We start from the raw sequence: 22901 nt of genomic DNA on the forward strand, positions 1-22901 counted from the left end.
GTACTGTTCTCGCATGCGCCAGGAACCGTCGCCGGAAGCGGTCAGCCAGTTCGTCGAACGCTTCGCGAGCGTGATGGCCAACAGCGGCGTCCCGTTCATGTCGGCGCGGGTGATGGGCCGGATGCTGGTCAGCCCGACCGGCACGATGACCGCCGCCGAGCTCGCCGAATCACTGCAGATCAGCCAGCCTGCGGTCTCCGGCGCGGTCCGGCAACTCATCCAGGTCGCCTTCATCTCCCGCGAGCGGATCCCCGGATCGCGCAAGGACCACTACCGCATCCGCGACGACGTCTTCGCCGCCATGCTGGAGCGCCGCAACAACGCGCTCGGCGACTGGGAGGCCAGCACCCGCTCCGGCGCCGACCTGTTCGGCCCCGACACCGACGTCGGCCGCCGCCTCGGCGAAGCCGCCGACTTCTTCAACTTCATCCGCGACGACCTGGACCGGATGATCAAGAACTGGCGAGCCGAGCACCCGCCGACGCCATAGCCGCGTCAGTCGGCCGCGTTCATCCGGGCCGCCGACCACAGCATCAGTACGGCGAAGGCCACGCCGATCGCCAGGCAGGCAACGCCGACCGAGGTTGCCGAGATCAGGAAGCCGAAGGCGGTCATTGCCACCGGCATCAAGGCCTCGTCCGACAGGCTCGTGATGCTGCTCGTCCGGCCCAGATACGCCGGTTCGATCGTCTGCTGGAAAGCGGCCGACAACTGCGCCGACGCGAGTCCGGCCGTGAACCCGATGGCCGCCATCGCCGCGAACACCCCGCCGCGCGGTACGACGCCGATCGCCGCACACCCGGCCGCCTGCAGGATCAGCACCAGCAATCCGCTCCGCGCCAGATTCCGCGGCTTCCACCGCATCGCCAGCAGCGCGCCCACAGCGGCGGCGATCCCAGAGCAGGCCTGGAACAACCCGAGCGATCCGGCTCCCCAGCCTGCCCCGTGCGTGCGCTGCACCAAACCGACCGCAAGCACCGGCCCGACGCACAGGTTCAGCCCGAAGAACGCGATCACCAACGTGCGCGCCGACACCGACCGGCGCAGATAGCCGAACCCCTCGCGCAGGTCGACGAGCACCGAAGCGCCCGACGACGCCGGCTGAGGCAAGCGCGGCTTCACCACAAAAGCCAGCGCGACCGCGATCACCGCGAACGACACCGCGTCCACGATCATCACCGACGCCAGCCCGCCATGAGCCACCACGACACCGCCGAGCGGCGCACCGACGAACACGGCGAGCCGGTTCGCCAACTGGTTGCCTGCGGCAAGTTTCACGAGGTCGTCGCGCTGCACCATCCGGCGCGGCAAGGTGCCGGCCGCCGGCCCGTAGATCGCGTCCACGGCCCCGAACACGACCGCCACCACGAGCAGCAGCGGAAGCGAGACACCCCAGATCCCGATGAACGCGGCCGCGAGGGACAGCACGACGATGCGGCCGAGGTTGGCCACGATCATCGTCCGGCGCGCGTCGATCCGGTCGGCCAGCGCACCGCCGTACAGGAGGGTGAGGGCCTTCGGCAGGGCGCCGATCCCCATCACGAGGCCGGCGCCGGCGGGCGTCGTCACCTGGGCCGCGCTCCACGCGAGTCCGATGTACCAAGCGACGTCGCCGATCTGCGAGACGGCCGCGGAGAAGATCCATCCCTGCACCCGCCTATCGCGGGACAACGGCGGAAAGACCACCACCCCCGCATCCTGCTCCGAAGTGGTCACGCCTTCCCCGCTCATGGCCGGGCCGGTACGCCGTGGGCGAAGACGAACGCGGACTGCACACCCGGTCCGGAATCCGGCGTGTCGTAGTACTCCTGGATCACTTCGCTGATCCGCGCACCGAGCTCGGCGAGTCGCTCGGGTGTCAATGTGACCCAACTCTCGGTCGCGAACGCGGCGCGCACCCAGGCCTCGTCGTACCCGGTCCGCCGGTCGAACCATTGGCGGACTTTGGCGACGTGATGGCCGAGATTCGCCTCCTCGGCCGTCGCCGCGACCAGCTCGCCGGCCGGGTCACCACCGGCGTCGGCGATCGACCACGAGTACGACGCCTTCGCGCTGCGCCACCAGCGCTCCCGACGGTTCTTGGCCAGCTCGGGCGCCTCCTCGATCACACCTGCCGCAGCGAGAACCTTGAGGTGGTGACTGATGTTTCCGACCAGTTCCCCGGTCGACTCGGCCAGTCGCGAAGCGGTGGCCGGGCCGTCGACCCCGAGCAGGTCGATCAGCCGGCGGCGGAGTGGGTGATGGATCGCAGCGATGACGGTCGCATCGGCCGAACGGCGGTTCGCAGGACTCATACCGCGAGACTACTTTCCACAAGAATTCTTGCGCAAGAGTTCTTGTGGAACACATTTCGAGCGCGAATCAATCTCGACCGCTGCGATAGACTTATCCAGCTGGTGAGATCGCGTCTCACGATGCAGGAATGGGAGTTGATTTACCGGGGCGCGACGCTGAGGCTTATCACCATGCTCGCTGCCCAGTCCACTCATCTCGTAGGTCGGATTCACGTCGACCTCGGGCGGATGCGCAGCGCCATCTGTTGTCCTTCGATGTTCTGACAGCCACCCTGCGGGCCAGCTGATGGCCCCCGATCTCTGATCACCGCTGGGTGCGCACCGCGCAGACCCGAATCGAATCGACGACGCTTCGAGCTCGCCTCGCGCGGGACGCACCTGTCTCTAGCAGACAAGGACACGTTCCGGATGACTGGCGTCACCTCTGCTCCCCGCACCGATCCCCCTCGTAAGGCCGCCCGTCCGCGCAAGGGCAAGGGCGAAGGACAGTGGGCGCTCGGCTACCGCGAGCCGCTGAACAAGAACGAAGAGAACAAGAAGAACGACGACGGCCTGAACGTGCGGGCCCGGATCGAAAACATCTACGCCCACCGCGGTTTCGACTCGATCGACCCGGCCGACCTGCGCGGCCGGTTCCGCTGGTGGGGCCTCTACACCCAGCGCAAGCCCGGGATCGACGGCGGCAAGACCGCAACGCTGGAGCCGGAGGAGCTGGACGACAAGTACTTCATGCTCCGGGTCCGGATCGAGGGCGGCCAGCTCACCACCGAGCAGCTCCGCGTGATCGCCGAGGTGTCCAGCACCTACGCCCGCGACACCGCGGACATCACCGACCGGCAGAACATCCAGCTGCACTGGATCCGGGTCGAGGACGTGCCCGCGATCTGGCAGAAGCTCGAGGCCGTCGGGCTGTATACGACCGAGGCCTGCGGCGACGTGCCGCGCGTGATCATCTCCTCCCCCGTCGCCGGGATCGCCGCCGACGAGATCATCGACCCGACGCCGGCCATCGACGAGATCGTCGAGAAGTACATCGGCAGCAACGAGTTCTCCAACCTGCCGCGCAAGTTCAAGACCGCGATGACCGGCCACCCGTCGCACGACGTGGTGCCGGAGGTCAACGACATCAGCTTCGTCGGCGTCGTCCACCCCGAGCACGGTCCCGGCTTCGACCTCTGGGTCGGCGGCGGACTGTCCACGACGCCGATGCTCACCCAGCGCGTCGGTGCCTGGATCCCGCTGGAGGAGGTGCACCTGGCCTGGAAGGGTGTGGTCAGCATCTTCCGCGACTACGGCTACCGCCGGCTGCGCAACCGGGCCCGCCTGAAGTACCTGGTCGCCGACTGGGGCATCGAGAAGTTCCGCGAGGTACTCGAGAGCGACCAGTACCTCGGCCGCAAGTTGATCGACGGACCGGCGCCGGAGATCCCCGCAGTACAAGGCGATCACGTCGGCGTGCACAAGCAGAAGGACGGCCGGTACTACGTGGGTGTGGCTCCCGTCGTCGGCCGGGTGTCGGGCAGCTCGCTGGCGAAGGTGGCCGACGTCGTCGCCGCGCACGGATCCGACCGGGTCCGGACGACCGCGCAGCAGAAGCTAATCGTGCTCGACGTCGAGGAGTCCCGGGTCGAGTCACTGGTTGCCGCGCTCAACGATCTCGGCTACCAGGCCCGGCCGTCGGCCTGGCGGCAGAACACGATGGCCTGTACCGGGATCGAGTTCTGCAAGCTGGCGATCGTCGAGACCAAGGCCCGCGCGGCCGAGCTGATCGGCGAACTCGAGGAGCGGATCCCCGAGCTCGACGTACCGATCACCATCAACGTGAACGGCTGCCCGAACTCGTGCGCCCGGATCCAGGTCGCCGACATCGGGCTCAAGGGCCAGCTGGTTCTCGATGCCGAGGGCAACCAGGTCCCGGGGTACCAGGTCCATCTCGGCGGCGGCCTCGGCCTGGACGCCGGCTTCGGCCGGAAGCTGCGCGGCCACAAGGTCACCTCCGACGGGCTGGCCGACTACGTCGAACGCGTCACCCAGAACTACCTGAAAGAGCGGTCCGAGGGCGAGCGCTTCGCCCAATGGGTCGTCCGTGCCGAGGAAGGAGCTTTGCAATGAGTGAGCGCGCTGCACCGTTGTACTGCCCGTACTGCGGTGATGAGGACTTGCGTCCTTCCGAAGAAGGGCATGGCGCGTGGGAGTGCCGGCCTTGTGCACGGGTCTTTCAGCTGAAGATGATCGGACTGCGGGTGAGCGTGGAATGAGCGACTTGAAGGTACTGGCCGAAGAGGCCAACGAACGACTAGCCGACGCCTCGGCGCAGGAAGTACTGGCCTGGGCGCGGGAGACCTTCGGCGACGAACTGGTGGTCACCGCCTCGATGGCAGACGGGGCACTCCCCCACCTCGCGGCCGAGGCGGCCCCCGGTGTCGACGTCCTCTTCCTCGACACGGGCTATCACTTCCCCGAGACCATCGGTACGCGCGACGCCGTCGCCGCGACCCTGCCGATCAACTTGATCAACGCCACCCCGAAGCAGACCGTCGCCGAGCAGGACGCGACGTACGGCAAGGATCTTTTCGCTCGCGAGCCCGACAAGTGCTGCGCTCTGCGCAAGGTGGAGCCGCTGAACCGGGTGCTGTCCGGCTACAAGGCCTGGGTCACCGGAGTACGCCGGGAGGAGGCGCCGACTCGCGCCAACACCCAGGTCGTCGAGTACGACGCGAAGCGCGACATGGTGAAGCTCAACCCGCTCGCGCCGTGGACCCAGGAGGACCTCGACGGCTACATCGCCGACAACGGTGTCCTGGTGAACCTCCTGCAGTACGACGGCTACCCGTCGATCGGCTGCGCCCCGTGCACCAAGCAGGTGGCGCCCGGTGAGGATCCGCGCAGTGGCCGCTGGGCCGGCCAGGGCAAGATCGAATGCGGGTTGCACGTATGACGGCGACGATCGAGGCGAGTGAGGCTCCCGTGACCGCAGCAGTGTCCACTCCGACCAGTCTGGATGCGCTGGAGAGCGAGTCGATCTTCGTCTTCCGCGAGGTGGCTGCCGAGTTCGAGCGGCCGGTGATCCTGTTCTCCGGCGGCAAGGACTCCATCGTGATGCTGCACCTGGCCCGCAAGGCGTTCGCGCCGGCGCCGGTGCCGTTCACGCTGCTGCACGTCGACACCGGGCACAACTTCCCCGAAGTACTGGCTTATCGCGACTCCGTCGTCGAGACGCTGGGTCTGCGGCTCGAGGTCGCCGAGGTGGAGGACTACCTCGCCGACGGGCGGCTGCGCGAGCGCGCCGACGGCACCCGGAACCAGCTGCAGACGATTCCGTTGCTCGATGCAATCAACACGCACCGGTTCGACGCCGTCTTCGGCGGCGGCCGGCGGGACGAGGAACGCGCTCGCGCCAAGGAGCGGATCTTCAGTCTGCGCGACGAGTTCGGGCAGTGGGATCCGCGCAACCAGCGGCCGGAGCTGTGGTCGCTGTACAACGGCAGGCACCGGCCGGGCGAGCACGTCCGGGTGTTCCCGCTGTCCAACTGGACCGAACTGGACATCTGGAACTACATCGAGCGCGAAGAGATCGCTCTCCCGAGCATCTACTACGCCCACGAGCGGGACGTGTTCGAGCGCGACGGCATGTTGCTTGCTGTCGGCCCCTATTCGCAGCCGCGTGCCGGCGAGACCGTTTCCCAGCGTCTGGTTCGCTACCGGACGGTCGGCGACATGTCCTGCACCGGCGCGGTCGCCAGCGCCGCGACGACGGCGGCCGACGTCGTCGTCGAGGTGGCGGCGAGTGAGATCACCGAGCGAGGCGCCACCCGCGCCGACGATCGGGCCAGCGAGGCTGCGATGGAAGACCGCAAACGAGAGGGGTACTTCTGATGAGCACTCTTCTCCGGCTCGCCACCGCGGGATCGGTGGACGACGGCAAGTCGACGCTGGTCGGGCGGCTGTTGCACGACTGCAAGGCCATCCTGGCCGACCAGATCGCGCACGTGCAGAGGGTCTCGGCCACGCGCGGCGGCGGCGACTTCGACTTCGCTCTGCTCACCGACGGCCTGCGGGCCGAACGTGAACAGGGCATCACGATCGACGTCGCCTACCGGTACTTCGCGACCGACAAGCGCTCCTTCATCCTGGCCGACTGCCCGGGACACGTGCAGTACACGCGCAACACGGTCACCGGTGCGTCGACGGCGGATGTCGTGATCATCCTGGTGGACGCGCGCCACGGCGTACTGGAGCAGACCCGGCGGCATCTCGCCGTCGCGGGGCTGCTTCGCGTGCCGCACGTCGTACTGGCGGTCAACAAGATCGACCTGGTCGGGTACGACGAATCCGTCTACCGCGGGATCTCCAAAGAGGTCTCCCAGTTGGCCGACCAGCTCGGGATCGCCGACGTGCAGGCAATTCCGGTGTCGGCGCTGGTGGGCGACAACGTGGTCGAGCGGTCGTCCGCGACCGGCTGGTACGACGGTCCGACGCTGCTGGAGTTCCTAGAGAGCGCTTCGGGGCGTTCCGACGCCTCCGGTCAGCCGCTGCGGTTCCCGGTTCAGTACGTGATCCGGCCGCAGACCGACAACGAGTACCGCGACTACCGCGGCTACACCGGAACCGTTGCCTCAGGCACCGTTTCGGTCGGCGACCAGGTGATCGTGCTGCCGGCCGGCCGTCGTACGTCGGTGGCCGGGATCGACCGGGCCGTGATCAGCTCGACCTCGACGGCCGTCGCCGAACGGCCGTCCGCGGTCGCCGGTGAGGCGGTCACCGTCCGGCTCGCGGACGACCTGGACGTCGCCCGTGGTTCGGTCATCGTTTCGGCCGACTCCTCCCCCGGCACCCGCCGGGAACTGTCAGCCACGGTGTGCTGGCTGTCCGATCGCCCGCTGTCCGTGGGCGCCCGGCTGCTGATCAAGCACACCACGACTACCGCTCAGGCGATCGTCACCAAGATCGGCGGCGTACTCGACCTGGACACGCTCGGAGTCATCGACGCCACCGGGCTCGACCTGAACGACATCGGCAAGGTGCAGCTCAAGATCGCCGCACCGCTGGCCGCCGATCCGTACTCCAGCAACAACATCACCGGTTCGTTCCTGCTGATCGACGCCCACGACGGGTGGACGCTGGCCGCAGGCATGATCGACGACGAAGAAGGGGAACTGCTGTGACTGCTCCAGCTCTCGTGATCCTCGCCCACGGCAGCCGCGACCCGCGCTCGGCCGCCACCGTCCACTCGCTCGTCAGCTGCCTGCGCGAGCTACGGGACGACCTGCGGATCGAAGCCTCCTTCCTCGACCACTGCCCGCCCACGCCGTACCAGGTGATCGACCGGCTCCGCACCGAAGGTGTCGAAGAGGTCGTCATTCTGCCGCTGCTGCTGTCGAGCGCCTTCCACGCGCGCGTCGACGTACCGGCCGTGGTCGACGAGGCGCGCAACCGGTTCCCGGAGCTGCGGATCATCGCGTCCGACGTCCTCGGGTACGACGACTCGCTGCTCGACGTCCTCGATCGGCGGATGCGCGCCGAACTGAAGGACGGCCGGGTGCGTGAGCTCGACGCGCTGGTGCTCGCCTGCGCCGGTTCCAGCGACACCCAGGCAAATGCGGCCGTCGCCCGGCTCGCGCGCCTTTGGGGTCAGCGGCACAAGCTGCCGGTCGTGGCGGCGTTCACCACTGCGGCGACCCCGTCGCCGGCCGAAGCCGTTCTGCAATGGCGCTTGGAGGGCCGTCGCCACGTGGCGGTCGGTTCGTTCTTCCTCGCACCCGGCCTGCTTCCCGACCGCGCCGAGCAGACGGCCCGCAAGGCCGGTGCTGTCGCAGTCTCCCGCCCCCTCGGCGTCAGCGCCGAGGTCGCCAGGCTCGCCCTCCTCCGGTACGGCGTAGCCGGCCTCGACCTCCTCACCCTCGACCCGGCCCCCCGCCCGGTCCTGATGCGGCCCGAGTTGGTCCGCACCGCCTGATCGGCCTTCTTTGCAGCTGCTCACCGTGTCCTGGCGCGGTGAGCAGCTGCTTTTACTCTGCTTTGGCACTGCGGCGAGCAGAATCGCCTCCGGCTGTTCTTCGACTCGTCGACGAAGACCCGATCGCACTGCGGCGCAGCGCATACTCCCAACCGCCCCGCCAGATCACTGCCCATCGCGATAGCCAGTCCGGCTGCCCACCCCGCCGCCCAGCCGTTGGCCAAGGTTGTGTCCGGTCCATGGAAGTGCAGATTCCACCGGCCATCGGCCTTGTCGAGCTGCGGCCTAGCACTGGTGTCGATCAGCAACGCGTTCACGCCTTCAGCTGCCTGATCGAGTTCACCCGCATGCGTCGCCTCGAAGATCTCCCGCATGCGGACCGCGACGCCAACCAGTACTTCGGCGTCGGCCGCGCTCACCCGAGGCCGAGGGCGCCCGTCAGCAGAGAGCGCTTCCGCCACGGCCGCGGCCTTTCCCGCTCCGGTCGGAGCTTCGACCGGTTGCCCGAGCGCGTATCCGGCCGTCAGCCGATTCACCGCATCGACCGCGGTCGTCAGCACACTCAGCACGTGACTATCGAACTTCACTTGACCAGTCACTCCCTCGAAACCTAAGCTCGCCGTGGCGTGACCAACGATACCTCTTTCACCAGTCACGCGAAGGGAGCGACATGTCACTCGCCGATGCACCGGACGACCTCCAGGACGATAGACGAGGCGCCAACCAAGGCGTCCACCAAGTCGCCGAGCAAGGCGTCCGCCAGGTCGCCGAGCAAGGCGGCCTCGAAGGCGCCGAGCAAGGCGGCCGCCAAGCCGTCGAGCAAGGCGACCTCCAGGGCGCAGAGCAAGGCGGCCTCCAAGGTGCACCAGGCGGCGCTCGCCGCGCACCCGCCACTTGGCGGACGCTGCCGGGGACCGTGCGCATTCTCGTGATCGCCCGAGCGGTGAACCGCCTCGGCGCCTTCACGCTCAGCTTTCTCGCCGTCGTGCTGACCGTCGAACTCGGCGCCACCGTCGCGCAGGCCGGGCTGGTGATGGCGGGCTTCGGCGTGGCGACCATCCCGTCCCGGATCTTCGGCGGCCACCTGGCCGACCGGCTCGGACGCAAGCGGACCATCATCCTCGGCCTCACCGGTTGCGCGGTCGGCCAGACCTGGATCGCGCTCGCGAGCACGCTCTGGTCAGCGGTGCTGGCGGCGATCCTGCTCGGGTTGATGTTCGAGATCTACGAGCCACCGAGCCAGGCGGTGATCGCCGACGTGACCAGCCCGGCGGACCGGCCCACGGCGTACGGGCTGCTGGGGGCGGCGATGGCTGCGGCGGCGGTCGCGGCCGGCGTACTGGCTGCTGCAGTGAGCCATTGGGATCTGCGGTGGCTCTTCGCGATCGACGCGGCGAGCTGCCTGGCCTGCGCTCTCTTGCTCGCAATCGCCTTACCTGCCGACCGATTCTCGTTCCGAGGCCCGGCGCGAGTAACTCGCGCGGAGGGTTGGAGGGACGGCCGCCTGCTGCTTTTGTTTGCCGTGGGCACCGTTTCCGCGACCGTCTTCATGACGCTGATGCTCGGCCTGCCACTCACGCTGATCGAGCGAGGCCTGCCGAGCTACGGCATCGGGCTGATCCTCGCGATCTCGGCCCTGGTCCTCGTCGCGGCCCAACCCCTCCAGCGGACGCAGCGCATCCGGAACCTCGACAACTTCCAGGCCATGACGCTCGGCTATTTGCTTCTGGCCGCCGGCCTGGTCATCAATGCGTTCGCCACGAACCTTCCCGTCTTCATTGCCGCCGCAGTGCTGTGGAGCATCGGCGATCTGTTCCTCCTGAGCCGCTCCTTCACCATCATCGCCGGCATCGCCCCCGACCACGCCCGCGGCCGCTACCTCGCCATCTACGGCCTCAGTTGGGGAATCGCCACCGCGATCGCACCGCTGGGCGCTACTCAGCTCCTGACTCACGCCGGCCCCGTCTTCCTCTGGCTCACCTGCGCCTTGACCGCCACAGTCTTGGCCGGCCTGCAACCCACCCTCCGCCGCCGCATCACATCGAGCCTCTAGCCCGGCTCGCGCCCTGGACCAGCCGAGATATCGTGATATCTTGCTAGCTATGGCGAAGGAAGCGACGAAGAACATCCTGTTGCGGTTGGACCCCGAGCTCGCAGAGCGATTGCAGGCGGTGGCCGAGGTCGAGGGCCGCTCCGTCTCAGACGTCGCACGCGAGGCGATTACCTCCCTGGTCGAGCACCGACGCAACGACGCGCGATTCAGCCTGCTGCTGGAGGAGAACCTCGCGCGCCACGAGCAGTCGCTTCGGCGGCTGCGCCAGGACGACTGATGCACCACCTCGACCTGTACGACGTGCTGGCGGTCGTCGCCCGGGTGATGCACTGCGACCCGGAGAGCGCGGTCCGGCGTACTGACCTGGACGCGGTGGCGCAGGTGCTCTCGGAGACGACCTCGCCACTGTGCCAGGACGACCTCGCCGAGGCAGGCGGGGTGTTGTTGTCCGGGCTGGTGAGCCGGCGGCCGTTCGCCGGTCCGAACCGGACGATCGCGGTCGCTGTCGTGCTGCAACTGGCCGGCCTCAACAACGCCGACCTCGAACTCGAACCGGTCGAAGAAGTCGATGCGCTTCTCGATCGCGTCAGCTCCGGCCAGGCGCCCATCGCCGAGGTCATCGACGTGGTGCGGCACCGGCTCAAGTGCCGGGAGCTGACGATCTCGAGCCTCGGCCTCGAAGACCAGATCAACCCTGAGGAGAGCGACATGTTCGAGAAGTTCACCGAGCGGGCGCGGCGGGTGATGGTGCTGGCACAGGAAGAGGCCAGGAACCTTCAGCACAACTACATCGGCACTGAGCACGTCCTCCTGGCGATCCTCGAGGAAGGCGGTGGTACCGCGGCAAAAGTGCTGGCCAACCTCAACATCTCGACCGCTGCGGCCCGCGCGGTCGTCCTCGAGATCGTCGGCCGTGGCGAGCAGGCGCCGGCCGGCCACATCCCGTTCACGCCACGCTCCAAGCGAGTGCTCGAGTACAGCCTGCGGGAGGCCGTGCAGCTCGGGCACCAGAACATCGGCACCGAGCACATCCTGCTGGGCATCGTCCAGGACGGCGAAGGCGTCGCGGCGCAGACGCTGGTGAAACTCGGTGCCGACCTCTCGAAGGTGCGCCAGCTGATCCGCCACCGGCAACACTCCGAAGCGGCCGTCACCGAGTTCCTCGCCGGGGACAGCGGATCCTTCACTCCGAAGATGCCCGCCCGCAAGCATCACCTGCTCAGCGAGCTGGAAAGCCTGATCGACGAGAACAACCAGCTGTACGACCAGGTCCGCCGCCTCCGCGAAAAGCTCCGCCAGCACAACATCGACCCGGACGACTAGCCCGTACTACGTGCCGCCCGGGCGACTCGCAACCGATTCGACGCCATCCGCACCTGCCTGGCAAGCCCACGCTGCCGCCGGTGCCGCACGACCTGTGGGCCGCGCGGACGCCCCGTAGTACAAAGGCCCCGCGCGGACACCCCGTAGTACAAGGGCCCGCGCGGGTCAGGTGGCGGCGAGGCGGGTTTTCTCTTCGGCAACGTCGAAATCGGCGGCCGGCCACTGCGGGTCGAGGCCCTTCAGCGTTTCCAGGAGGAGGGTGGTGACGGCCCAGTTGCGGTACCACTTGCGGTCGCTGGGGATCACGTACCACGGCGCCTCGGGAGTGTTGCAGCGCTCGAGCGCCGCCTGGTACGCCTCGGCGTACGCGGGCCAGAGTTCGCGCTCGTCGACGTCGCCCGGGTTGTACTTCCAGTGCTTCGTCGGGTCGTCCAGGCGCGCCTCGAGCCGCTCCTTCTGCTGCTCCGGCGAGATGTGCAGGAAGCACTTGACGATCGTGACCCCGGTGGCGGTCAGCTCGGCCTCGAACTCGTTGATCTCCTCGTACCGGCGGTTCCAGACCGGCGGCGCGACCAGGTTCCGGACCCGGGCGATCAGTACGTCCTCGTAGTGCGACCGGTCGAAGATCCCGACCATGCCGGGACCGGGCAGCGCCTGGCGGATCCGCCACAGGAACCCGCGCCGCTTCTCGGCCGGCGTCGGCGCCTTGAACGAGGTGATCTTCAACCCCTGCGGGTCCATCAGCCCCGCACCATGCCGGATGACACCGCCCTTACCGGAGGTGTCCATCCCCTGCAGTACCAGCAGGATCCGGCGCTCGCCGCCCTTGCGCCCTTCGGCGAACAGACGCTCCTGCCAGTCGGACACCTTGGCGCCGACCTCTTCGAGCGCGACCTTGCCGTCGGCCTTGTCACCGGAGAACCCGGTGGTGGCGCGGGTGTCGTAGGAAGTCAGGTCAACCGCACCCGGCGGGACCCGCAACACGTCCAGCATCTTCCCGGTCGGTACGTCGACGTCGTCCTGACCGCTCTTCTTCTTCGCCATCCGTACATCCTGCCCCATCCCCACCGAAGAACCGACGAGGACAGGGCAGGACATCAATCAACGGGTGGTAACAGCGCTACCCAAGTCCCAGCTGATCGAGGTGCTGTACAGAGCGAACCGGTAGTCGCGCAGCTTGCTGTACCGGTAGGCCATCGTGACCTCACCCTTGGAGTTCGTGTACACGGACTTCAAGTTCTTCCAGGTCGTGGTCCCACGCTCCCGGAACTGGAACACCCCACCAGCGGAACGCTTGAAGTAGTTGTGGTTGCCGGTCGAGTAGAGCAGCGAGGTGCCCTTCAGCGTCACGACATCGCCCGAGCGCGAGGAAGAGATCCAGGCGCCGGCCGCCAGCTTGACGGTGATCGGCACATTGTTCTGCGAGTTCAGGGTGTCGTCGGCGTTGATGCTGCCACGACCCTGCCAGGTCTGGGTGCCGAGCGGGTCGCTGTCGAAGAACGCGTAGCTGCCATCGCCCTGCGGGTCGGTCGAGTCGAAGAGGATGCCGTTCACATCACCCTTGCTCGGGCTGTTCAAGATCCAGACCGAGCTGCTGCCCGCAATGGCGCACGGACCGGAGACCTTGGCCTGGAGGGTCAGAATCGGCTTGCCGATGGCAATCCGGCTCGGCACCGACAGAGCGCACGCGCCGGCTACCTGAGCCGTTGCGGTGCCCTGTGCGGCCTTGATCCGGGGCGGGACGACCGGATCAGCGGCCGACGCGGTCAGCGGGAGCAGTGCGGCGATTCCTGCCGCGGCTGCCGCCGTCGCGAGGGTACGACGAAACATTCGGTAACTCTCCTTGGTGTCATGCATGGATGGCACTGGGACCCCCCTCAGCACCGTTTTCGCGCGGAGCCTATCGGCCCGGAGGTCTATACCGCTCATCCGCTGCACCAACCTGCAGACGACCCGCGCTTACTGCGACGACGCCGTACCGCAGAGTCACGAAACCTCAAGATCTACAGGAGTTTTCGCTCAACCCTCAGTGATCTGTAACGGCGTTGGCCAGCGCGATGAGCCGGGAGAGGGCTCTCAGGTATTTCTTGCGGTAGCCGCCCTTGAGCATCTCGGGTGAGAACATCCGGTCGAGTGGGACACCGCTGGTGATCAGCGGGATGTCGCGGTCGTACATCCGATCAGCCAGTACTACGAGACGCAGCGCGACGTTCTCGTCCGTCAGCTCGCGGAGGTCGAGGATGCCAACGGTCCCCACCCCGTCCAGGAGTGCGCCGTACTTGCTCGGGTGCAGCTCGGCAAGGTGATGACGAAGGTCGACGAAGTGATCGCACGAGGCATCCGCCCGCTGGTCGGCCGCCTTCTCGACCAGGGCATCCGACCAAGGCTCCGGCGCGACCGGGAGTCCGCGATGGCGATAGTCGGGCCCATCGATACGCCGTACGTCGAAATGCGCCGCGAGCCCCTGGATCTCGCGCAGGAAGTCGATCGCCTGGAACCGGCCCTCCCCCAGCCGATCGGGCAACGTGTTCGAGGTAGCCGCCAGCTGCACTCCCGCAGCCACCAGTTGCCCGAGCAACCGCGAGATCAACACCGTGTCCCCGGGATCGTCGAGCTCGAACTCGTCGATACAGATCAACCGGTACGCCGACAACGCCTCGACCGCCGAGCGCATCCCCAAAGCCCCGACCAGATTGGTCAGCTCCACGAAGGTGCAGTACATCTTCGGCCCCGCCGACACATGCCACAAAGACGCCAGCAAGTGCGTCTTGCCCACCCCAAATCCGCCGTCGAGATAGACCCCCGGTTTCTCCGGAGCGACCTGCGCTGAGCCGCGCAACCGAGACCACAGAGAACGCTCTCTCCGCGGCTCGGCCAAGATCTCACCGCGCTCCCGCAGTACGCCGAGGGCGTCCGCCTGACTGGGCTCGGCTGGATCCGGCCGGTAGCTCTCGAACCGCACCTCACTGAACCGCGGCGGCGGCACACATTCGGACAGCAACCGGTCCGAACTGACCTCCGGCCACCGCTCGCTCAGACGGATCGGCATGTCCCCACCCTACGAGTTGCCTTGACCTCAAGAGAACTTCAGGTCCTACCGTCGAGCCGAACCCAACGACCAGGAGGTCCGATGTACGCGATCCGGCTGCACGAGTTCGGCCCGGCGGAGAATCTCGTTTTCGAAGAGGTCCCGGACCCTCAGCCCGGCGTCGGCCAGGTCCGCATCAAGGTCGAGGCCGCCGGCGTCCACCTCGTCGACACCGTACTGCGAGCCGGCACCCTCAACGACAGCCCGATCCCGCGACCGGAGCTGCCGACCATCCCAGGACGCGAGGTCGCCGGCACGATCGATGCCGTCGGCCCCGAAACCGATACCTCGTGGATCGGCCAACGGGTCGTCGTCCACCTCGGCATGGTCCCCGGCGGGTACGCCGAACTGGCCGTCGCCAAGGTCGATTCCCTGCACGAGATCCCAACTCACCTGGACGCCGCCAGCGCCGTCGCCACCATCGGGACAGGCAGAACAGCCATCGGAATCCTGGAAGAAGCAGCCCTCACACCCGACGACGTAGTACTGATCACCGCAGCCGCCGGCGGCCTAGGCAGCCTCTTCATCCAATCAGCCCGCAACATCGGCGCCACAGTCGTCGCCCTAGCCGGCGGCCCGAAGAAGGTAGCCCAAACCCGCGCCCTAGGCGCACCTCTCGCCTTCGACTACAACCAACCAGACTGGCCCGACCAAGTCCGCACCGAACTCGCCAACCGCCAAGTCACCGTAATCCTGGACGGCGTAGGCGGCCCCAACGCCCGCCTAGCCTACGAACTCCTGTCCCCCGGCGGTCGCCTCCTCCTCTTCGGCTGGTCCAGCGGCGACCCCTTGGAAGTCCCCGCCGAAACCCTGACCGCCCGCAACCAAACAATCTCCTCCCCCATCGGCGCCAAAGTCCTCCCTCGCCTACGATCCCTGGAAACCAAGGCCCTAACCGAAACCACCTCCGGCCACTGGCACCCCCTAACGACCGCCTACCCCCTAGCCAAAGCAGCCGACGCCCACCACGCCCTAGAAACCCGCCAAACCACCGGCAAGGTCGTCCTCATCCCCTAGAACAGCGAAACCCCGGGCCGTCTGGTGGGCGGCCCGGGGTGGGTTAGGCGGTGGCGTGTTTGCGGGGGGTTCGGCGGGTGGAGGGGCGGGGGTGGGTCGGGCGGTAGGTGTCCTGGTAGGCGTTGTAGTGGAGGCCCCAGGGGGTGCAGGTGTCCTGTTGGCGGATGTACTGGTCGGCCGTTGCTTGGGGGCGGATCGTGGTGGTGGTGCGTCGGGGTGTGGTCATTGCTGGTTCTCCTTTGTGAGGGTTGGGGGGAAGGCCCCCGGGCCGCCTGGTGGGCGGCCCGGGGGCGGGCCGGGGTCTTACCAGATCGTGTAAGGGAAGGTGGCCTTACCGCTTGCCCCGCCACTGTCCGTTGCAGTCACTGTCGCCGTGTAAGAGCCCCGGCTGGTCGGGGTGCCTGAGATCACGCCGGTCGTCGCGCTGATCGACAGGCCTGCAGGGAGGCCGGTCGCCCGGTAGGTGATCGGCTGCCCCGAGCTCGAGGTGGCCTTGATCTGGAGTGGGAAGTTCGACCAGCCGGCGAACCCGTACTGGCTGCCCGGGTTCTGGACGGTCACCGTGCCGGTGGACGTACCGGTCACGGTCAGGGTGTACGTCGTGGAGTGGCTGACCGCCCCCGTTCCGGTCACTGTCACCGGGTAGGTGCCCGCGGCAACCGATGCCGTGGTGGTGAGCTTGAGGGTCGACGAGCTGCCCGACGTCACCGACGACGGGGTGAAGGTCGCCGTGGCACCGGTCGGCAGCCCGCTGGCTGCGAGCTGTACCGACTGCGGGTCGCCGCTGCTGGTCGCAGTACCGACTGTTGTTTGCACCGAGCCGCCCGCCGCCACAGAACCCGAGGTGGGGTTCAGCGTCAGGGAGAAGTCGCTGCCGGCCGGCGGGGCATCGCCGACTGCCAGGTTCCAGACCGCGTACGCCGTAGCGTCGGCAGCGCGATCCAGCACGGTGGTGTTGATGTTGGTCGGGTACTTGTCGCAGGCCGAGTGATAGCAGGAGTCGTACGCCGAGTTCGCCGTACCGCCCCACTTCTGCGCCTGCGCCGTCGTCTTGCGGGCCGAAGCACCGGAGGCCAGACCGCTGGTGGCGATACCGACGTTCGAGAACGAAGCGTCGTCGGACCTGCCGGCCCCTTCGACGTCTTCCTCCGGCGCGAGCGAAAGCCCGTCGTAGAAGGACTTCAGGAGCTTGCCGGTGTCGGTGGTGATGTTGTTGATGAAGTAGCCCGCGTTCGGGGACGAGACCATGTCGAAGTTCAGGTAGACCTTGATCTTCGACCGGTCCGCCGAGGACAGCTGGCCGACGTAGTACTCGGAGCCGTTCATGCCCTGCTCCTCGTCGGTCCACCAGCCGAAGCGGACGTGCTTGGCCAGCGACGGCTTGTCCTTGGCCAGTCGCAGCGCGACCTCGAGGATCGTCGCGGAGCCGGACCCGTTGTCGTTGCTGCCCGGACCGGCGCTGACGCTGTCCAGGTGCGCGCCGAGCATGACCACCTGGCTGGTGTCACCACCGGGATAGTCCGCGATCAGGTTGTCCGACGGGTACTGGCAGCTCGTGCAGCGCTGCTTGGCGACCGTGTAGCCGGCGTCGCGCAGCTTCTGCTCGATGTAGCTCACCGATGCCGTGTGCCCGGCGCTTCCGGCGCGGCGGTTGCCGCCGTTGTTGTCGGCCGCCTGCTGCAGCGCAGCGAGGTGCGCCTTGACGTTGTTCACGTCGATGTCCGGTACGCCGGCGGGCGGGGCGGACCCGCCGACGGTCAACCGGTACGTCGCTGTCTTGTCGACGTCCGTGCCATCCCCAGTGATCTTGACGTCGTACGTGCCCTCCGGCGTGCTCGACGCGGTCGCGATCGTCAGCGTGGTCGAGTTACCCGACTGCAGCGAGCTCGGGGCGAACGTCGCGGTCGCTCCGGTCGGAAGGCCGGTCGCGGTGAACTGAACGGTCTGTGCCGCGCCACTGCCGATCACGGTGTTGACCGTGGCTGTGGCGGACTCCCCCGGCTTGACCGTGCCGTTGGCCGGCGACACCGACAAGGTGAAGTCGCTGCCGGTCGCAGTACAGGTGGCTTCACCGGCTTGAGCGGGCACCGACACGGCGTCCCAGGCAGCCTTCACCTTGGCGTGCAGTGCACAGGTGGAGTCCAGGTTCTTCGCCGCGGTCAAGGTGGTCGACCGCCACTTGCCGTACGTCATGCCCGAGGTCTTGCCGAGCATCGCGTTGTAGAACAGCTTGCCGGCTTCCTGGTGACCGATGCCCGTCAACTTGGTGTTGTTGCAGGTCGGGCTGGCCGGCTGCCCGTCGGTCGGATCGGTGCCCTCGGCAAGCAGGTAGAACCAGTGGTTCATCGGGCCGGCCGACGCGTGGATCTCGTTCGGCAGGCTGCTGGAGTTGCAGTCCGGCATGCCGGAGATCTTGGACGGCTGGTACATGTACCGGATCGGGCCGCTGCCGGTCAGGTTGATCTCCTCGCCGATCTCGTAGTCCGGCGGGTCGTTCGGGTTGTTCAGGTAGAACTCGGTGAGCGTGCCCCAGATGTCGGCGACGGCCTCCTGCGACGGCCAGCCCGACAGACCGCCCGGCGTGTTCGCGTCGAGGCCGTGACCGTACTCATGGGCGACCACATCGACCGGCGTGATCCAGTTCCGGGCGTTGTTGTATCCGAAGATCACACCGTCCGGGTTGTACTGCGAACCCCAGTAGGCGTTCACGTCGCCGAGACCAACGAGCGCGTCGGCCCACTTGCCCTGGCCATCGAGCCCGTTGCGCCCGTACCAGTTCTTCAGCATGTCCCACTCGCCGGCCGCGACGTACATGACGTCGGTGCAACCGGCTTCCTTGTCGGTCTTCGACGTGCTCCCCCACACGTCGTCGGTGCCGGTGTACGTCGTACCGGTGGCCGAGTCGCCGCAGTGCAGGCTCGGCCGCGCGGGGTCGGTCATCGAGTACCCCGACGCGGTCTTCGTCGTACCGATGGCGAGGTTCGGGCCTTCCCAGATCCCGGTGCCGGTACCGGCGGCAGTCTGCTCGATCGCGTCGAGCACCTTGCCGGTGCGCGCGTCGACGTACACCTTCTGCCGGCTGAGCTCGCCGTGGTTGCGGCCCTGCACGATGGTCTGCCAGGCGAGCACCGGCTTGGCCTTGCCGGAGTACACGACCAGGGTCGGCTCACCCGGGACAAGCTGCGCCTTGTCGATCGCCTTCTTCGCGGCCTTCTTGGCGGCGGCTTTGCTGATCGAGGGGCGGCGGCCGATGGTGATGTCCTGCTGCTGCGCGACGTTGATGCTCTTGGCGTTGCCCTTGGCATCGGTCGTGACGACGAGGTCGCCGCCGATCACCGGCAGGTCGTAGTACGTGCGCTGGTAGGCGACGTACTGCAGACCCCACGGCGTACTGATGTCCTGCTGGCGAATGAACTGGTCGCCCGGGCCGGCCTTGAGCTCGGCAGCGCGGCCCTGAACGAGGCGGTCGGCGGTCCGCACCGCGGCCACCCGGGCGTCGACGGGCGGGTCGACCGGTGCCGCTGACTGGGCGGTTGCTGCGGGCATCTTCATGGCGATCACCGCTGTTGCGGCGGCTGCCAGGCTCAGCACGCAACCGGCTGCGACGAGGCGCAGGGATGTGCTCTTCAAAGGAACTTCCTCACTGGGGGCGGGGCGGGCCCCCGCCACCGGCCGAGGGCTGCAGACCGACCGGCGGATGGCGGGGGCGAGGATGCCTGGGATCCGCTGGGCAGGTGGATGAACTCCCGGCGTCCTCTGAGTGACGACATTGGCATCCGCCAGTGGTGGCTGTGATATCCCAACAGGGCATAACCTCACCGCTATGGAGTTGGAGCTGAGGCATCTGCGGGTCGTCTGCCGGGTGTCGGACACCGGCAGCGTGTCGAAGGCGGCCGCTGCGCTGGGGGTTTCGCAGCCGTCGTTGACGGCGCAGTTGCACCGCATCGAGGAAGCGATCGGCGGCCCACTCTTCGAACGAGGCCCGTACGGCGTACTCCCGACTCCGCTCGGCCGGCATGTCCTGGGTCGCGCGCGGGCCATGCTCGCGGACATGGACGATCTGCTCGGGAGCAGCCGGCGTTATACCGACGCACCGAGGACCTTGCGGCTCGGGTCGCTGCGAACCGTGATGTTCGGAGCCTGGCTCGCCCGACTCGAAGACTTGCTGCCGGAGCGGGAGTTCAGCACCCAGGTCGACGTCTCGTGTGCGACCTTGACCGATCTGCTTGCCGCTGACGTGTTGGACGTGGCCATGATCGGGCGTTGCGACGACGACCACGCGCCGCCGTGTCCGCCCGGTGTTCGCGAGCAGACGATGGTCCACCCTGAGCCGTTCGCGCTGGCACTGCCGTTCGATCACCGGCTCGCTGATCGCACTGACATCACGCTGACGGACCTCGCTGACGAGGTGTGGATCTGCCCGCCGGCCGGCAAGGAGGACGGTGATCTTGCTTCGCTGCGCGATGCCTGCGAGCGGCTCGGGTTCACTCCGCAGTTCCGCTACTACAACCTCGACACCACTGAGATCGAGCAGTTGATCGCCGCGGGCCGCGGCATCAGTCTGTGCGCTCCTACGGTCCGCGACATCCCAGGGTCGGTCATCCGGCCCCTGGTCGGCCAGCCCATTTCGTGGCGGCGGGTCCTGCGCTACCGGCCCGAGAACATCACCCAGGCTGAACTCGACCTGATCCACCGCGCCTTCATCGACACCTACCGCACCACGATCGCCGAGAACGCCGAACTGCGCTCGTGGTGGTGGGACCACCCCGGCGCTCACCCCACCGTCATCGAGCCTCAGCGCGGATCGGGTGCGGTGAGTGTGTAGAGAATCGCGCCGAACTGCAGGTGATCGCCGGGACGCACCCGGGTCGGGCTGGTGATCCGGGTGCCGTTGACCAGCGTGCCGTTCATGGTGTTGAGGTCCCGCACCATCCATCCGTCGCCCACATGCCGGAGCTCGGCGTGGAACCGGGAGACCGACAAGTCCGTGAGGCGCAGGGTCGCACCGTCACCCCGGCCGATTCTCACCGTCGGCGAGCCGGGCGGCGGTAGAGCGAGGCCGGGCGCAGGGGCCGGTGTACGGAGCGTGCCGGTGAGCTCGTGCACCCGGGTGACCAGCTGCCGGAAGAGCTGCACCACCTTCGACTCTGACCCGCCCAGATCACTGGTGGCATGGGCGAGCTCGCTGCGCGTCTGCGCGCCGAGGACGAAGTTCATCCGCCGGATGAAGGTGTCGTGCGAGAGCCGGCCCGAGCCGGCGCCCTCACGCAGGATGGCCAGCGCCCGATCCCGCTCGGCATCCGACGGCCGCATCGCTTCCAGCCCCGTCGAAGTCATGTCCGAATTGTCGGCTCCCGCCAGGTTCACTGTCCAGCGCAACCAGTACTACGCTACGTCGCGCGGCTACCCCAGGACGTCACCCAGGTCGAACTTCACCGGCTCCTCGAGCTGCTCGTAGGTGCACGACTCCGGCGTACGGTCCTCGCGCCAGCGCACGAACTGTGCCGTATGACGGAATCGCACGCCCTCCATGTGGTCGTAGCGCACCTCCACCACGCGCTCAGGGCGCAGCGGCACGAAGCTGAGGTCCTTGCCCGCCTGCCAGCGGCTGCCCTCGGCGTTGCGCGGGGTCCGATTACCCTCTTCCTGCTTCGCCCAGGCCCAGGGGTGGTCGTCGAAGTCCGTGACGAGTTCCTGCATCTCCTCGAAGAGCTCCTCGCGCCGCGCCATCGGGAACGCACCGATCACCCCGACGCTCGCGAGCACACCGTCTGCGTTGTAGAGGCCGAGCAGCAGAGATCCGATCCGGTTCGGCCCGCTCTTGTGCAGGCGATAGCCGGCGACGACGCAATCCGCCGTACGTTCATGCTTGATCTTGAACATCGTTCGCTTGTCCGGCTCGTACAGTCCGTCGAGCGGTTTGGCGATCACGCCGTCCAGCCCGGCACCCTCGAACTGGTGGAACCATTCCTTCGCGGTGTCCAGGTCGATCGTCGTACGGGTGAGGTGGATCGGCGCCTTGGCCGGCTTGAGGGCATCCTCGAGCGCGGCGCGCCGCTCGGCGAACGGACGCTCCATGTAGTCGGTGTCGCCGAGCGCGAGCAGATCGAACGCCACGAAGCGCGCCGGCGTCGTCTCCGAGAGCATTTTGACCCGCGACGCCGCGGGGTGGATCCGCTGCTGCAGCATCTCGAAGTCGAGCCGGTCTCCCGACGGGCCGACCAGGATGATCTCGCCGTCGATCACGCAGCGTTCCGGCAGGTTCGCCTTGAACGCCTCGACCAGGTCCGGAAAGTACCGCGTCATCGGCTTCTCGTTACGGCTGCCGATCTCCACCTCGTCGCCGTCACGGAAGATGATCGAGCGAAAACCGTCCCACTTGGGCTCGAAACTGACCTCGCCGGCCGGGAACTGCTTCACCGCCTTCGCCAGCATCGGCGGAACCGGGGGCATCACAGGTAGCTGCATGTCCGCCATTCTGCCCGCGGACGGGGCATGATGGGGGCATACCGACTGGTAGGACCGGAGGTACTCACGATGTACGACGTCGTACTGCTCGTCGAACAGGAACTCACCGAGCCGGACGCCAAGCGCGTAGTCGAGCTGCACCAGGACATGCCCGAGACCGTGAAGTACCACGTGCTCGTGCCGTGTCACAACGCCGAAGCCGGCGTCGAGGCGTCACTGAGCGCCCTCGGCACCGCTGATCTGTACGGCGCTGGTCTCGCTGGCCAGCGTGAGGACCTGGCGGAAGCGCAGAAGGCGATCGACAGCGAGGCCTCGGACTGCACCGGGCGGAGCGTGCAAAGGTTGCGGGATCTCGGTCAGCAGGCCGAGGGCGGCATCTCGCACGACCGGCCGATCGACGCACTCCGGGCAACCGTGAAGAACGTCGGCGGTCAGGAGGTCATCATCCTCACCCGGCCGCACATCGTCGCCGAGTTCTTCCACCTCGACTGGACGAACACCGCCCGCCGGCATCTCGGCGTACCCGTCCTGCATCTACTCGAGCACGACGAGCAGAAGGCCGGGAAGTAGACGGCAAAGTCCGCCGCCCGGCCAAGAATTGCGTGGAGATGCATACAGGTCTGGAAACACATTAAGGGCCACCCGTGTGGGTGGCCCTTAACAGTGTGAATGTCCGGCGACGTCCTACTCTCCCACGACCTC

General features: G+C 67.5%; 22 protein-coding genes and 1 pseudogene. 12 read left to right on the plus strand and 11 right to left on the minus strand.

The window, feature by feature from the left end:
- Positions 1–13 precede the first annotated feature (13 nt).
- Entirely contained in the window at positions 14–490 is a 477-nt protein-coding gene (locus tag DIZ26_RS11065) for a GbsR/MarR family transcriptional regulator (protein ID WP_112240041.1), read from the plus strand.
- A gap of 5 nt (positions 491–495) precedes the next feature.
- Here the strand turns inward: DIZ26_RS11065 and DIZ26_RS11070 are convergent, their stop codons facing one another.
- Both DIZ26_RS11070 and DIZ26_RS11075 read right to left on the minus strand, forming a co-directional pair.
- The gene (locus tag DIZ26_RS11070; protein ID WP_112240043.1) at positions 496–1731 is read right to left on the minus strand and encodes an MFS transporter; all 1236 of its coding nucleotides are present in this window, start codon (positions 1729–1731) and stop codon (positions 496–498) included.
- Positions 1728–2294, minus strand: a complete 567-nt coding sequence (locus DIZ26_RS11075) for an ArsR/SmtB family transcription factor (protein ID WP_112240045.1) — start codon at positions 2292–2294, stop codon at positions 1728–1730. The genes DIZ26_RS11070 and DIZ26_RS11075 overlap by 4 nt, the downstream gene beginning before the upstream one ends.
- 408 nt (positions 2295–2702) lie before the next feature.
- Between DIZ26_RS11075 and DIZ26_RS11080 the strand changes: the two genes are divergently transcribed.
- The 5 genes from DIZ26_RS11080 to DIZ26_RS11100 all read left to right on the plus strand — a co-directional run bounded on the left by DIZ26_RS11080 (position 2703) and on the right by DIZ26_RS11100 (position 8250).
- On the plus strand, positions 2703–4406 hold the full coding sequence (locus DIZ26_RS11080; RefSeq protein WP_112240047.1) for a nitrite/sulfite reductase: 1704 nt from the start codon (positions 2703–2705) through the stop codon (positions 4404–4406).
- Positions 4407–4548: 142 nt separating this feature from the next.
- Positions 4549–5232, plus strand: a complete 684-nt coding sequence (locus DIZ26_RS11085; protein ID WP_112240049.1) for a phosphoadenylyl-sulfate reductase — start codon at positions 4549–4551, stop codon at positions 5230–5232.
- Positions 5229–6170 (plus strand): sulfate adenylyltransferase subunit CysD, encoded by a 942-nt coding sequence (cysD, locus tag DIZ26_RS11090; protein WP_232828255.1) that lies wholly within the window; start codon positions 5229–5231, stop codon positions 6168–6170. The genes DIZ26_RS11085 and cysD overlap by 4 nt, the downstream gene beginning before the upstream one ends.
- Positions 6170–7459: a sulfate adenylyltransferase subunit 1 gene (locus DIZ26_RS11095; protein ID WP_112240051.1), complete on the plus strand. Its 1290-nt coding sequence runs from the start codon at positions 6170–6172 to the stop codon at positions 7457–7459. The genes cysD and DIZ26_RS11095 overlap by 1 nt, the downstream gene beginning before the upstream one ends.
- Positions 7456–8250 carry a sirohydrochlorin chelatase gene (locus DIZ26_RS11100; protein ID WP_112240053.1) on the plus strand — a complete coding sequence of 265 codons (795 nt, stop codon included), beginning with the start codon at positions 7456–7458 and terminating at the stop codon, positions 8248–8250. The genes DIZ26_RS11095 and DIZ26_RS11100 overlap by 4 nt, the downstream gene beginning before the upstream one ends.
- A gap of 20 nt (positions 8251–8270) precedes the next feature.
- On the opposite strand, the gene DIZ26_RS11105 is transcribed toward DIZ26_RS11100, so the two are convergent.
- Together DIZ26_RS11105 and DIZ26_RS38260 are read right to left on the minus strand one after the other, a co-directional pair.
- On the minus strand, positions 8271–8837 hold the full coding sequence (locus DIZ26_RS11105) for a CGNR zinc finger domain-containing protein (RefSeq protein ID WP_232828256.1): 567 nt from the start codon (positions 8835–8837) through the stop codon (positions 8271–8273).
- 86 nt (positions 8838–8923) lie between these two features.
- The gene (locus tag DIZ26_RS38260; RefSeq protein WP_232828257.1) at positions 8924–9109 is read right to left on the minus strand and encodes a hypothetical protein; all 186 of its coding nucleotides are present in this window, start codon (positions 9107–9109) and stop codon (positions 8924–8926) included.
- 57 nt (positions 9110–9166) lie between these two features.
- Here DIZ26_RS38260 and DIZ26_RS11110 point away from each other — a divergent pair, with 57 nt between their 5' ends.
- From DIZ26_RS11110 to DIZ26_RS11120, 3 genes and pseudogenes are all read left to right on the plus strand, one after another.
- Positions 9167–10303 carry an MFS transporter gene (locus DIZ26_RS11110; protein WP_232828258.1) on the plus strand — a complete coding sequence of 379 codons (1137 nt, stop codon included), beginning with the start codon at positions 9167–9169 and terminating at the stop codon, positions 10301–10303.
- Positions 10304–10352: 49 nt separating this feature from the next.
- A complete protein-coding gene (locus DIZ26_RS11115) occupies positions 10353–10580 on the plus strand; it encodes a ribbon-helix-helix protein, CopG family (protein WP_198676038.1) in 228 nt (75 codons plus the stop codon).
- 431 nt (positions 10581–11011) lie between these two features.
- A pseudogene (locus DIZ26_RS11120) lies at positions 11012–11425 on the plus strand (Clp protease N-terminal domain-containing protein); the annotation flags it as partial.
- 366 nt (positions 11426–11791) lie between these two features.
- Here the strand turns inward: DIZ26_RS11120 and DIZ26_RS11125 are convergent.
- From DIZ26_RS11125 to zapE, 3 genes are all read right to left on the minus strand, one after another.
- On the minus strand, positions 11792–12670 hold the full coding sequence (locus DIZ26_RS11125; protein ID WP_112240059.1) for a polyphosphate kinase 2 family protein: 879 nt from the start codon (positions 12668–12670) through the stop codon (positions 11792–11794).
- Positions 12671–12727: 57 nt separating this feature from the next.
- Positions 12728–13456: a hypothetical protein gene (locus DIZ26_RS11130; RefSeq protein WP_112240061.1), complete on the minus strand. Its 729-nt coding sequence runs from the start codon at positions 13454–13456 to the stop codon at positions 12728–12730.
- 196 nt (positions 13457–13652) lie between these two features.
- A complete protein-coding gene (gene zapE / locus DIZ26_RS11135) occupies positions 13653–14675 on the minus strand; it encodes a cell division protein ZapE (RefSeq protein ID WP_112240063.1) in 1023 nt (340 codons plus the stop codon).
- Between the two features lie 81 nt (positions 14676–14756).
- Between zapE and DIZ26_RS11140 the strand changes: the two genes are divergently transcribed.
- Entirely contained in the window at positions 14757–15731 is a 975-nt protein-coding gene (locus DIZ26_RS11140) for a zinc-binding dehydrogenase (RefSeq protein ID WP_112240065.1), read from the plus strand.
- A gap of 43 nt (positions 15732–15774) precedes the next feature.
- On the opposite strand, the gene DIZ26_RS11145 is transcribed toward DIZ26_RS11140, so the two are convergent.
- Positions 15775–15957, minus strand: a complete 183-nt coding sequence (locus DIZ26_RS11145; protein ID WP_112240067.1) for a hypothetical protein — start codon at positions 15955–15957, stop codon at positions 15775–15777.
- A 77-nt stretch (positions 15958–16034) separates the two neighbouring features.
- Entirely contained in the window at positions 16035–19361 is a 3327-nt protein-coding gene (locus DIZ26_RS11150; protein ID WP_112240069.1) for a M20/M25/M40 family metallo-hydrolase, read from the minus strand.
- Positions 19362–19554: 193 nt separating this feature from the next.
- On the opposite strand from DIZ26_RS11150, the gene DIZ26_RS11155 reads away from it, so the two are divergent.
- Positions 19555–20556: a LysR family transcriptional regulator gene (locus tag DIZ26_RS11155; protein WP_232828259.1), complete on the plus strand. Its 1002-nt coding sequence runs from the start codon at positions 19555–19557 to the stop codon at positions 20554–20556.
- Here the strand turns inward: DIZ26_RS11155 and DIZ26_RS11160 are convergent.
- The gene (locus DIZ26_RS11160) at positions 20526–21068 is read right to left on the minus strand and encodes a DUF1707 and FHA domain-containing protein (protein WP_112240113.1); all 543 of its coding nucleotides are present in this window, start codon (positions 21066–21068) and stop codon (positions 20526–20528) included. The two genes, DIZ26_RS11155 and DIZ26_RS11160, sit on opposite strands and share 31 nt — an antisense overlap.
- Positions 21069–21134: 66 nt before the next feature.
- Positions 21135–22199, minus strand: a complete 1065-nt coding sequence (locus DIZ26_RS11165; RefSeq protein WP_112240071.1) for an ATP-dependent DNA ligase — start codon at positions 22197–22199, stop codon at positions 21135–21137.
- Between the two features lie 69 nt (positions 22200–22268).
- On the opposite strand from DIZ26_RS11165, the gene DIZ26_RS11170 reads away from it, so the two are divergent.
- Positions 22269–22769, plus strand: coding sequence for a hypothetical protein (locus DIZ26_RS11170; protein WP_112240116.1), 501 nt, complete (start codon positions 22269–22271; stop codon positions 22767–22769).
- The last annotated feature ends 132 nt before the right edge of the window (positions 22770–22901 follow it).

Origin of the sequence: Kribbella monticola, from assembly GCF_003261635.1 — a bacterium.
Lineage (GTDB): Bacteria > Actinomycetota > Actinomycetes > Propionibacteriales > Kribbellaceae > Kribbella > Kribbella monticola.